Annotated in this window: 9 protein-coding genes and 1 pseudogene; 5 read left to right on the top strand and 5 right to left on the bottom strand. The window is 41.8% G+C overall.

All coding sequences use genetic code 11. The features are described 5' to 3' along the window. The first annotated feature begins 90 nt into the window (after window positions 1-90). Window positions 91-378, top strand: coding sequence for a hypothetical protein (locus AC4MC0_RS16880; RefSeq protein WP_039909085.1), 288 nt, complete (start codon window positions 91-93; stop codon window positions 376-378). 45 nt (window positions 379-423) lie between these two features. On the opposite strand, the gene AC4MC0_RS16875 is transcribed toward AC4MC0_RS16880, so the two are convergent. Both AC4MC0_RS16875 and AC4MC0_RS16870 read right to left on the bottom strand, forming a co-directional pair. Continuing rightward, window positions 424-738 (bottom strand): hypothetical protein, encoded by a 315-nt coding sequence (locus tag AC4MC0_RS16875; RefSeq protein WP_039909086.1) that lies wholly within the window; start codon window positions 736-738, stop codon window positions 424-426. 100 nt (window positions 739-838) lie between these two features. Next, on the bottom strand, window positions 839-1,168 hold the full coding sequence (locus AC4MC0_RS16870) for a DUF4236 domain-containing protein (protein ID WP_068543919.1): 330 nt from the start codon (window positions 1,166-1,168) through the stop codon (window positions 839-841). Window positions 1,169-1,580: 412 nt separating this feature from the next. Between AC4MC0_RS16870 and ptsP the strand changes: the two genes are divergently transcribed. Genes ptsP through AC4MC0_RS16855 form a run of 3 tightly spaced genes read left to right on the top strand, consistent with a single transcriptional unit; the run spans window position 1,581 to window position 7,071 of the window. Then, on the top strand, window positions 1,581-4,445 hold the full coding sequence (ptsP, locus tag AC4MC0_RS16865) for a phosphoenolpyruvate--protein phosphotransferase (protein WP_068543934.1): 2,865 nt from the start codon (window positions 1,581-1,583) through the stop codon (window positions 4,443-4,445). A 6-nt stretch (window positions 4,446-4,451) separates the two neighbouring features. Continuing rightward, entirely contained in the window at window positions 4,452-5,384 is a 933-nt protein-coding gene (gene pfkB, locus AC4MC0_RS16860; RefSeq protein ID WP_068543922.1) for a 1-phosphofructokinase, read from the top strand. Window positions 5,385-5,388: 4 nt separating this feature from the next. Continuing rightward, on the top strand, window positions 5,389-7,071 hold the full coding sequence (locus AC4MC0_RS16855; RefSeq protein ID WP_325087001.1) for a fructose-specific PTS transporter subunit EIIC: 1,683 nt from the start codon (window positions 5,389-5,391) through the stop codon (window positions 7,069-7,071). Window positions 7,072-7,100: 29 nt separating this feature from the next. Here AC4MC0_RS16855 and AC4MC0_RS16850 read toward each other — a convergent pair. Further along, window positions 7,101-7,232: pseudogene (locus AC4MC0_RS16850) on the bottom strand (serine/threonine-protein kinase HipA); the annotation flags it as partial. Between the two features lie 140 nt (window positions 7,233-7,372). Here AC4MC0_RS16850 and AC4MC0_RS16845 point away from each other — a divergent pair. Further along, window positions 7,373-10,720, top strand: a complete 3,348-nt coding sequence (locus tag AC4MC0_RS16845; RefSeq protein ID WP_005403888.1) for a DEAD/DEAH box helicase — start codon at window positions 7,373-7,375, stop codon at window positions 10,718-10,720. Window positions 10,721-10,737: 17 nt separating this feature from the next. On the opposite strand, the gene AC4MC0_RS16840 is transcribed toward AC4MC0_RS16845, so the two are convergent. Continuing rightward, on the bottom strand, window positions 10,738-12,027 hold the full coding sequence (locus tag AC4MC0_RS16840; protein WP_068543925.1) for a type II toxin-antitoxin system HipA family toxin: 1,290 nt from the start codon (window positions 12,025-12,027) through the stop codon (window positions 10,738-10,740). Continuing rightward, window positions 12,024-12,332: a helix-turn-helix transcriptional regulator gene (locus AC4MC0_RS16835; RefSeq protein WP_001005874.1), complete on the bottom strand. Its 309-nt coding sequence runs from the start codon at window positions 12,330-12,332 to the stop codon at window positions 12,024-12,026. Before AC4MC0_RS16835 ends, AC4MC0_RS16840 begins: the two co-directional genes overlap by 4 nt. Window positions 12,333-12,604 lie beyond the last annotated feature (272 nt).

The raw sequence follows: 12,604 nt of genomic DNA, 5'->3' as shown, positions 1-12,604 counted from the left end.
TTAATCTTTTTAGCGGTAATTAAAACCCTATTGAATTATGTTTTTAGTAAATATTTAGAATGTTTAAGTTGGATTTACAAGGAATTGCATATGGAGATCAAAGAACTGAAACAGGTAGAAGTCATTACTGATGTTTTATGTGATGTATGCAACCAATCAACGAAACTAGAGTTTGGAACTTTATCGGCGCATTGGGGCTATGGTTCCAAGCATGACGAGGAAAGATATGAATTGCAGTTATGTGAGAAATGTTTCTTTTATGCCTTGGCGACATTAAGAAAAGAGCGAGCAGATGAGTTTATGTTTGATGAAAATTTTGACCCTTCAACACTAGATGGGTTTGGGTTGAAGTGTACCTATCATCGCGACAGGTTCTAAGAATCCAGAAAATACTGACTCAGATCCAAGCCAGCAGCTTCATTTTTAATGGCGAGTAAGGGATTCAGGAAAAATATTGTTCTTTGCTTCAAGGTCACTGAGCTCTGAAAAGGCCTGAATACCGCCTGCGGCTTTAATTCCATCTAAAGCGACAGATAGAGCTTCCTGATCTGACGGGAATGTTTCATCCCATACCGTAGAAGTACCATTTTGGTTTACCACTTCCAGTGTCCAGTCACTATCAGGTAATCGATAAATTAGAACTTCAATTTGCTCATTATCCTCTTGTAAAATTTGAGATAAGGGAGAATCGATTAAATCATTTTCATCATAATCCAGAGTATTGTCATTATCAGACATTAGCGGCACCCTTTATTGTATTTAACATCCGTCCATAGTAATGAATGAATTAAATTTTGCCTAGCGGAATGAATGTTATGGGTACAAAGGACGGCTAATTCTAAAAAATAATAGCCCCGACAATAAAACAAAATAATCCAAAAATTACCCAAATCCAGACATTCGATTTGGGTTTCTCAGTATGTGATGTATAGAGTGGTTGTTGTTCCTGAGTAAGATTCTCTTGGTTGCCAGCTCTGTTCTTATAGGGTTGGTGCTTGGAATAGGATAGGCCTGTGCCTGGAATACCAACGCTGGTTCGGGTGCCTTTTTTGCCAATATTTAAAGAAGCACCAGGTTTGCCAATGCTTGCACTGCTGATGCCTTTATGCGTCAGATTGATTTTTAATCCAGGTAATATTTTAATACTCTTGCGAAATCTGAAGCCCATATTTTTTCCATTTACAAGAACCAGTTTGGTTTCTATCTCAGTTGTCCGGATACAGTGAAGTAAGAGTTTGATTCATTCATAGGACTGAACCGTACCGGGTTTGTCGGAGCCCAAACTTTCTGAGATGAGACGCATTGCTTCTCAAGACGTAGCGAAGCGTAGTGATCCGATGAAAAAAGTAAAATATACCCCCTGAAATCAGATAGAGCGGTTCAATTAGAACTAAACCCAACTATCGCAACACTGAGCTCTGGAGAATCTCGTCGTTTCTTAATTGCGTCGTAATGATGATTATCAAGATAAAATCAAAATATACAGATTTTTGTGTAAATCCTGAGTAGAATTCGACTTTTATTTTTTCTCCAGTAAAAAAGGCATGGCTTCTCACTATGCTGCTTTGCAAGGACGTTTTATGCTCGCGCTAGATATACAACATGTTCGAATGAAACAACACGCCACTGATAAGGCACAAGCGTTGCAATGTCTAGTCGATATCTTAGTCGAAGACCAATTGGTTACCCCTGATTATATTTATGGCTTGACCGCGCGCGAACAACAAAGTGCAACATATTTAGGGCAAGGAATTGCCATTCCGCATGGGACGCCTCAGTCTCGCCAATGTATTTTAAAAACTGGTATTCGTCTGGCGCACTTTCCTGAAGGAGTTGTTTGGGACGGTGAAAATAAAATTTATTTAGCAGTAGTGATTGCTGCGAAATCAGATGAGCATTTGCAAGTCTTACAAATTTTGACGCGGGCTTTAATTAATGATGTCGCTGATCAAGTGAAACAGGCTCAATCCGCAGAGCAAATTATTGCATTATTACAAGCCCAACCCGCATCTTTGGCATTGCATGAAAATTTAATCGCCACCCAAGTTCCCGCACTGGATGTAGAAGATTTAATTTGGCAGGCAACACAGCTGCTGAAAAAGCAAAAAATGGTGGAGTGTGGTTTTCTGTCGGGTTTAAACCTAAACAGCATGATTCATTTAGGGGAGGGGGTCTGGTCGATCACTTCTAACCAGCATGTTTTGAGCCCAGCTGTAAGTTTGGTAAAAGCGGAACAGGTTTTAAGCCATCAGCAGGAAATGCTCAAGACTTTGGTGTGTATTGCCAGTAATGAGCAACTGGATATGCAACGGTTTCAACGGTTAATGGATATTTTGTTTGATACTGAACAAGTTCTTACCCTCAACCAAGAGCAAGATAGTCACCAGTTGGCGCAGTTAATTGGTGCTGAACTGATTCCTGATTGGCCATCTCGTCGTATTGTCTTAGCTAATGCTCATGGTCTACATGCGCGTCCTGCGACATACTTGGTCAATATGACCAAGAAATTTGCAGGGGATATTCTCATTGCTGTAGATGATGGGGCATACGTTTCGGCAAAAAGTTTAACCAAATTATTAGCCATGGGATGCCGTCGTGGTCAAACTCTGACTTTTATTGCAGAACCTGATACCGATGCTGTAGCAGGCTTAGAACAGATTATTGATGCAGTTCAACAGGGCTTAGGAGAAGAGGTTGAAGCTGTTGACCTTGTGTCTCATCAGCATAGCAGTAGTGACCCAGTCGTAAATACTTTGGAATTAATGCCTTTTGAATCACATGGCGATACGGGTAGCTGTGCTATTGCTGCATCAACTGGCCTTGCTTTTGGTCCTGCACATGTGGTGAAGCCACGTGAATTTAGTTATGAACGTCGCGGACAGAGTTTTAAAGCTGAGAATGAAAAGCTTGAAATTACGCTTCATCAGGTGAAAAATAGCTTACGTCAATTCATTGCACATACTGAATCTACTGCCATTAAGCAGATATTCATGGCACATTTGGAAATGCTGGATGATCCAGACCTCCTCCAAAGTGTACAACGCGGTTTAAAACAGGGGTTGTCTGCTGCTGCAGCTTGGCATGATCATATTGAAGTGGCTGCTACCGCACAGGCTGCACTTAGCGATCGTTTACTGGCAGAGCGTGCGGCTGATTTAAGGGATATTGGTGAGCGTGTTTTGGCTGCTTTGTGCGGTGTGGCCGATGTCACAGAACCCGAGCAACCTTATATTTTAATTATGCATGATGTTGGTCCGAGTGATGTAGCGCGTCTGAATAAAGATCGTGTTGCAGGCATTTTGACCGCGGTTGGTGGAGCGAGTGCTCATAGTGCTATTGTGGCACGTGCTTTGGCTATTCCAGCAGTCGTAGGTGCGGGTGTAGCTGTTTTAAATATTGAGAACCATGCCACAGTGCTAATTAATGGGGATACTGGTGAGTATGTGGTCTCACCCGAGCAAAGTCAGATTGATCATGCCATTGCAGAGCGCCAACGCCAGCGTGAGTTACGAGAACAAGCGGAACAGCATTGTTTAGAACCTGCCATCACACTGGATCAACATCAAGTTGAAATCGCAGCCAATATTGGCAAAGTGGGCGCTACGATACAGGCTGTGGCCGATGGGGCAGAAGCAATTGGTTTGCTACGCACAGAATTGGTCTTTATGTCACACAGCAGTGCGCCTGATGAGGCTACACAGGAAGCCGATTATCGGGTGGTGTTAGATGCTTTGGCGGGTCGTCCATTGGTGGTACGTACACTTGATGTGGGCGGGGACAAACCTTTGCCGTATTTGCCTATTGAAAAGGAAGAAAATCCATTCTTGGGCTTACGTGGTATTCGTCTGACTTTACGTAAGCCAGAGTTGTTACGTCAGCAATTGGTTGCTTTACTTAAAGCAGCGGATAATCGCCCATTAAGAATTATGTTTCCGATGATTGGGCGGGTTGAAGAATGGCGAGCAGCAAAAGCAATTTTGGATGAGGTTCGCATACAGCATCCATGTGAAAACTTACAAGTCGGTATTATGATTGAGGTTCCTGCGGCAGCATTGTTGGCTCCAATTCTTGCTCAAGAAGTTGATTTTTTTAGTATTGGAACCAATGACTTGACTCAATATACTCTGGCGATTGACCGTGGTCATCCGCTGTTGTCTGCTGAGGCTGATGGCTTACATCCGAGTATTTTGCTATTGATTGATCAAACTGTTCGGGCAGCACATCAGCATGGTAAATGGGTGGGCATTTGTGGTGAATTGGCTGCTGATCCAAAAGCTGTGCCTGTATTGATAGGCTTGGGCGTGGATGAGTTGAGTATGTCGAGTACCAGTATTCCATTGGTGAAGGCGCAAATTCGTGGTTTGAACTATATAAATTGCCAACAGGTCGCACAGCAAGCCTTAAGTTGTGACAGTGCGTCTGCCGTACGTGCATTGGTGGAGTAATTACGAATGGCTAAGATATTAAGCATTACTCTGAATCCTGCAATTGACCTCACCGTGCAATTGGATCAACTAAAAGTTGGCGAGGTCAATCGTCAGTTAACGGCCCAAAGCCATGCAGCAGGTAAAGGCTTAAACGTGGCACAGGTCCTTAAGGATTTGGGACATGAACTGATTGTGAGTGGCTTTTTGGGGCAAGAAAACCGTCAAATTTTTGACAATCATATCCAGCAAGAGCAATTTGATAACCAATTTATTTATGTTGCAGGTGAAACACGACAAAACATTAAAGTTGCAGAAGCTTCTGGTCAGATGACTGACATCAATGGCAAGGGCTTTTTTGTAGATAGCTCAGCAAAAAAACAACTATATGAACGTTTATCTCAACTGATTTTAGAGGTTGATGTGATTGTGATTGGTGGCAGTTTGCCACAAGGGTTTTCTGCAGAAGAGCTTTCGACACTGATTCTATGGTTACAGTCTGCGGGTAAAAAAGTCGCAGTAGATACCAGTGGTGTTGCGTTGAAAGCAGCAATTGCTGCCCATCCTTGGTTGATTAAGCCTAATACAGATGAGTTGACGGAAACTTACCATTTGCCAGCAGAAACGTTTGCAGAACAGCAGCATCTTTTTGCCAGTTTAAATAGTCAGATCGAACATATTGTGGTCTCGATGGGTGAAAACGGAGTGAACTGGCTTCACCACACGCAACCCCTGCATGCTACTGCACCGAAAGTCACCGTCCAAAGTACGGTGGGTGCGGGAGATTCCTTGCTGGCAGGTATGATTCATGGCTTGTTGAGTTCAACTTCCCCAGAAGAAACATTGAAAACAGCAACCGCAATTGCGAGCAACGCTGTGACCCAAATTGGGTTTGCCCTTCCAGACTTTGCTGTTATTGAAGATTTGAAATCGCAAATCTCAGTCCAATCATTGAGTTAATACGATGCAAGAGATTAAACATATTTTATTTGTGCCACATAGTCCCGAGCAGCCGATTAATGCAGTGATTTTGGCCAAAAAACTGTCTAAAGCAGCAACAGCACTTGGTATTTCCAATGATGTGGCGACATCAGTTGAGCATCTCGATTTATCAAATGTTATTGATACGGTTGTTTTTGTTGGACAGAAGTCGGCAGATGCGACTCAACTGCGTGACAAGGTTGTGAAAGTCATTGGTTTGAATAACGCACAACACGATGCGATCATGCTTTTGCAAGAGGTTCTTGAGCATTCAGATGCTGTAGATGAAACTATTGCAGCCAATGTAGGGGTTACACGGTTTGTCGCCATTACAGCATGTCCAACTGGTGTTGCGCATACGTTTATGGCGGCCGAAGCCTTACAACAAGGTGCAGTAAAGCACGGTTATCAGATTGATGTTGAAACCCAAGGATCGGTTGGGGCTAAAAATATTTTATCGGCAGAAAGTATTGCCAAAGCAGATGTCGTGATCTTAGCAACGGATATTGAGGTCAATACAGATCGCTTTGTAGGCAAACGTGTATATCGCTGCAGTACAGGATTTGCCCTTAAACAAACGGATAAGACTTTTGCAAATGCAATTGCTGAGGCCAAAGTGCTTGAAACGGGTAAGCAAACAGCCACTAAAACAGAAAATGAAAACAAAGAAAAAACTGGAATTTATAAACACCTTTTAACAGGGGTGTCTTTCATGCTGCCGATGGTGGTGGCGGGCGGTTTGATCATTGCCATCTCGTTTATGTTCGGCCTCAATCCTGTTGAAGGAAGCTTTGCCGCATCCTTAAAGCAAATAGGTGCTGCAGCATTTACTCTTATGGTACCTATGCTGGCAGGTTACATTGCTTATTCTATTGCGGATCGTCCGGGTTTAACTCCAGGTTTGATTGGCGGTTTACTTGCTACACAATTAGAGGCAGGCTTTCTCGGTGGATTAGTTGCAGGTTTTATTGCAGGTTATATTGCGTTATTTTTATCGAAACAGCTTAAACTCCCAAGTAGCCTAGAAGCATTAAAACCAATTTTGATTATTCCACTATTGGCCAGTTTAGCTGTTGGTTTAATCATGATTTATGTGGTTGGACAGCCTGTTGCACAATTGTTTGAATTACTCACACACTTCCTTGCCAATATGGGGACGACCAATGCCATGATCATGGGGGTTATCCTTGGGAGTATGATGTGTATTGATGTTGGGGGGCCAATAAATAAAGCAGCTTATGCCTTTACGGTAGGCTTACTTACGTCACAAACATACGGACCGATGGCGATTACCATGGCTGCGGGTATGGTACCACCGTTGGGTATGGCAATTGCAACTTTTCTGGCAAAGCATAAATTTGCCAAACCTGAGCAAGATGCAGGGAAGGCTGCTGTAGTTCTGGGCCTATGTTTCATCTCGGAAGGGGCTATTCCGTTTGCTGCCAAAGACCCGATTCGAGTGCTTCCATGCGCGATCGCAGGTGGTGCTGTAACTGGGGCTTTGGTTGCATTATTTAAATGTGAACTAGTCACTCCTCATGGCGGTGTAATGGTACTGATCATTCCGAATGCGATGAATTATCCATTAAAATATTTATTGGCGATTGCGATTGGAAGTGTGGTGACTGGTGTAGCTTATGCCGTGATAAAACAACGGTTAGAATAAGCCCTTCATAGAAGCTTTGTGAAAGCTATTTAGTGCAATAAATGAATATTATGCCCAATCCTATTTTGGATCATTTGGAGAGTCTCTACTTGAATTTGTCCAGGTAATAGATCATGAGCGATGTTGCTGAATAGGATTGCAACCTTACAAATCGAGCCAATATTCACCCCATCCATTGTAGTAAACATTAAGTTTTTTTGAGCATGGATTTATTTTCTTCTGATACGTTGGCGAGCCCTACTGTTCTGAAATGACAGCTTTGTCCGTTATAATTGTATAAACATTTTGGTGTCTGGTAATTATGTCCTTATTGATCAATTTTCTATCTCGCTTTAGTACTGCAACTCTTCAGCGCAGTCTGAGCTATGCTAAACACATTGATAGGGAAACAATTGAGTTCTTTGAGGAAAATGATGATGTCACGATGTATGCTCAAATTGAAGGGACAGATTATTACGATACCGCGATTACCTATAATCTTAAAAAAGACCGTTTAATCGATGATGACTGCACTTGTCCAGTTGGATATAACTGTAAACATGCTGCTGCTTTAGCGCGGTTATTCTTTCAAGAATATCGTCAGGAATTTCAACAGCGTTATGCTGAATCTCAATCTCCGCAGGGAATCGCAAAACGCCGATGGGGGGATGATCAGGCGCAGCGCTGGTTGAATGATTTTAAACGGTATTTACAACAGACTGAACCAGAGCAATCTGTCAAAACAAACAATTATTTAATTTACCTGCTAGATCAGTCGGTCAGCTTAAAGAAATTGACAGTTGATGTTCAGAAGGCCAGACGCAATAAAAACGGCTCAATTGCAGGGGAAAGTTATTATACCCAATATGAAAATATCACCAGAAAGCATCTGACTTTACCTGAACAAAAACGACAATTATTTAACCAGATTTATTATTACGCCAAAATAAACAGCGACGAACGCTTTTATCAAAGCAATCTTGATATCTCCAGCATTTTATTGGAGCATTTCAAATCTTTTATTCAAAGTGGCGATGTGTACTGGCAAAAAAAGAGCCATGCTGCACTTCAATGGTCAGAACAAGGCTATCACATCGAACTGATCTGGCAACAAGGTCTAAACAAACAGACAGAGCATTTAAACATTGAATTGGTCAATGGTGATATTCGACTCGATTTAAAATCAAATCCTCATATTCAGATTCTCGCAAGCCATCCACCATGTTATGTGGATATTCAACAGAACACGGTGGGCCAGTTATATGGTGAATATACGGCAAATCTTCTGTACCATTTTTTACAGATGCCTGATCTTCCATCTATGCTCTTGCCAGAGTTTGAGAAACTGACTCATCAATATTCAGACGTGAAAAATCTGCCTCAGCCCGAGTCTATTCAGCATATTGATGTCCTTGAGGGTAGTCCCCAGCCAATTTTACGCTTCGGTGTTTTAGATAAATTTGATTGGAAATGGGAAGAGTCTGTTTGTGCTGAAATTGAATTCTCCTATGCAGGTGGGCGAATTAAAGCAGGTACATCAGGTGACAGTTTTATTGGTGAACAGCATGGCAAAATGGTGCGACAGCTTCGGGACTTAGTTCAGGAACAACAGTCAATCCAGCGTTTACAGCTATTGGTCGAATCACTGAAGTGGGTGAAAGATCTTAGTTATGACCAGCAATTAAAACTGGATAAACAACGTCTTGATTCTATGGTTTTTGCTTTCTATGGAGACTGGATCAAACAGCTGATGCCCATCAATCAAATTGAGTTGATGGGCTGGCAGATAGAGCATCTGGAAAACAGCCCCTTTAACCTGCAATATGTTGAAAATTTAAATATTTCTATCACTGAATCTGAAGGACAGCAGGACTGGTTCAATATCGGGGCGACGGTTCAAGACAGTGCAGGCAATTCTTATAATTTGCTTGATGCGCTCGTAGCTTTGGTGCGAGTAAATCCTGATTTACTTGATCCGCGGACGTTTATTCATCTGCATGACAGTCAAATTTTCACCGTGAAAACTGCAGTTGATCAACCTGATTTGGCTCTATCCGCTAGGGATATTAAGCCGGTATTGTTGCATCTGCAGAGCATTTTACAGCAAGAAGAGCGCAGTATTGATCGCTATGATGCGAGTCAATTATTAGAATTGCAGCATAATCTTGGGATGACATGGCAGGTCAGTGATCGCCTGCAGCAATTTGTACAGAAATTCAAACAAGGCTATCAGCAACAACTGCCGACACCACAAGGTTTTCAGGGGGAGTTGCGTCCATACCAGCAGCAGGGCTTAGGCTGGTTACAGTTTTTAAGGGAAACCCAGCATGGCGGGATTCTGGCAGATGATATGGGCTTGGGGAAAACAGCACAAACTTTAGCCCATTTACTCATGGAAAAGCAGGCTGGATATTTGCAGGACAGTCCCGCCTTAATTGTTGCACCCACATCGCTGATGCATAACTGGTTCAAAGAAGCGGAGAAATTTACCCCTGAGCTCAAGGTATTGCTGCTACAGGGGCCCGACCGCCATCAGAATTTTGAGCAGATTCCGCACTATGATATTGTGTTAACCACCTATCCGCTTCTAGCGAGAGATGAAGAACAACTAAAGCAATATGAATATCATCAACTCATTTTGGATGAGGCGCAGAATATCAAAAATCCGCGTGCCAAAGCTGCACAGGTAGTACGGCAATTAAAAGCACGACATCGTTTGTGTCTAACAGGTACCCCGATGGAAAATCATTTGGGTGAACTGTGGGCACTATTTTATTTCCTGATGCCAGGATTTTTATATTCACAAGAAATTTTTAATAAAAAGTACCGTCATCCGATTGAAAAACGCGGTGATCAGCAGTTAAGGCAAAAGCTGGTCAACCGGATTAAGCCCTTCATTTTACGTCGCTTGAAAACTGACGTAGCCAAAGAATTGCCAGAAAAAACTACGATTGAAGTCAATATTGATATGAATGACCAGCAATCCAAGTTATATGAGGCTGTTCGTGCCACGATGCAGGAAAATATTCAGAAAATTGTGGCAGAAAAAGGCTTTAAACGTAGTCAAATTCAAATTTTAGATGCCTTACTGAAGCTACGTCAGGTGTGCTGCCATCCTAGCTTACTAAAGCTGGATTCAGTGAAAACCGGGCAGGCACACTCTGCCAAACTTGAACAGTTGATGGATATGGTCGTTCCAATGGTGGAGGAGGGGCGAAAAATTCTGATCTTCTCTCAGTTTACCTCAATGTTGGAACTGATTGAGCAACAGCTCCATCACGCAGAAATTGGCTATGTGAAGCTGACTGGAAAGACCAAAAAGCGAGATGAAGTCATTACAGCATTTCAGTCTGGACAAGTGCCAGTATTTTTAATCAGTCTGAAAGCAGGAGGGGTCGGTCTGAATCTAACTGCCGCAGATACGGTCATTCACTATGATCCATGGTGGAACCCTGCTGCTGAAGATCAAGCTTCAGATCGTGCATGGCGGATTGGACAGGACAAGCCAGTATTTGTGTATAAGCTGATTACCAATAAAAGCATAGAAGAAAAAATTCTTGCCTTACAGCAAAATAAAGCAGAACTGGCACAGTCTATTCTAAGTACCGATCATGAGGGCGAAGCGAAACTGACGGAAAATGACGTGATGAACTTGTTTGAGAAATTTTAGTTTGGTTTCAGATTACCCTAATCATCTGTAAGTATCTGAAAGTCTGGATGCAATTTTTTCCAATGTTCTCTTAATTTTTCTTTATAAATAGAAATCATAGGTAAGTCTAGTAATAGCACTGGCCATACTGACCGTGCTTTGTCCATGATTGCGTGAAGTTGTTTTTCAATAACACGCCATGGAACACCGACTTTTTCAGCCCATTCTTCAAAGTGTTTCATCTCAGCTAAATACCAATCTTTATTTTTGGCAAGATTTAATGCGAAATGATGCTCATTTTCAATATATACACTAGTCATTAATATATCGTATGCGAGAGATAATCTGGGTGCACTTTTATCATGATAAATCATACTCCAGTTTTTTAAGTGCGCATCTCCATTGGCGAGTAAAATATTGACGAGTAAACGGCTGGCAAATTGCTGAATATCAATAATTTTGTTATCTGAAAATTGATAAATGATCTTTCCTATCTGTTCATAATTTGTGGTGCTGTATTTCTGCTGTGGATATGCGCCGAAGATCTGAGCAAAATCTTCGATGTGAATAAGCTCTGTAGTATCAGCAGTACTCTGTCTATCAAATCTTTTGATTGCGAAAGCATATTGCTCTTGGGGTAAATTTAATGGTGGAAGGTCTTGTAAAAGGGCCATATCCACCAAGCGAATCTCAGGGACATCTATTCCGACCGTTTTGGCAAGGGTCATCATAGAATATTCATTTAGCGGAACAAAAGCATGTCTGGAAGAAGGAGTTTTGATAATCCAGTCCCCGAGTAGAGTCGTTTCCGTTGCCTGTGCTAGTGTAAAACGCCCATCTTTGGCTTTCATGGAAAACTTCATTTGGACGCCGGCCAAGGAAAACTTATTATCTGTTCGAATCTCTTGCTTTAAAATTTGATCTGGATTCGAGATCTGCAGTTTGAATTTTATTTCATCTGGAATTTCTTCTGGATCTAATGGAGTCGCAATGAGTGCTCCAGGTAAATCATGACCTAAAGCTGCCAATAACTGAAATTCATTGTCTATATGTACTTTGAGGCTTTGTGCAATCAGTTCACGTAATGCCCCTTCTGGTAGCAAGTTTGATAGCAAGGGGTGTAAGCGCTGATGTGTAACATAGGTCTTTTCTAAAATTTTATCCGCTTGAGGATACAAGGGGGAAGTCAGCAAGCTCAAGGTCTGGCGTTGCTGATCAAATCGGAAAGAATCCGTAAAAACCAGAATATTTTTTCCGCTCTGAAATCCTGCCAAGTATCCAACGACAGCGTGATGTAATGTTAATTTCAGGACGGCAACAGTATTCATGGTTCCTCTCCTCCGAGAAGACCCTTCCATGGGTTAGTCATTAAGTCATCCTGATCTTCAATAGTGACTTTAATTTCATCATTCAATAATTGTCTAATCAAATGAACCTTATCATCAGGGATGAGCATCAGTTGAGCATTTAATCCTGCCGCGATAATTTCTAAGGTCTCTAATCGAGGGTTGCCCTGACTTTCCAGCTTTTGGTATTGCTGTCTTGAAATGCCTGTACGGGATTGCATATCAACTTGCTTTAAGCCCAATTGGGTTCGTCTTTTTTTGATTTGCTGAAGTAAAGACTCATTCATTGTAGACACATTTATTGCTTTTTAGTGTTATAAGAAACATATTAGTTTCTTTTTTCTTGAAAAGCAATTTATGATTTTATCATTTCGATCTGCAAAACAGCCTTAGCTACGTAGTGATCTGAAATGACTCTGAAAATACAGTTAAAATTTGCATTCGGACCCGCATCCTTTGTGATGGCCAGTTATTTTGATGCCAAGGAGACCCACACATTTAGAATTTTAAAAGCGGCTTTACGTTTAATTATCTTATGGATTGAAAATTGGGGTAGTGT

Source organism: Acinetobacter sp. CAU_H_S139_7, from assembly GCF_058599305.1.
This window is presented reverse-complemented; position numbering and strand designations above follow the sequence as displayed.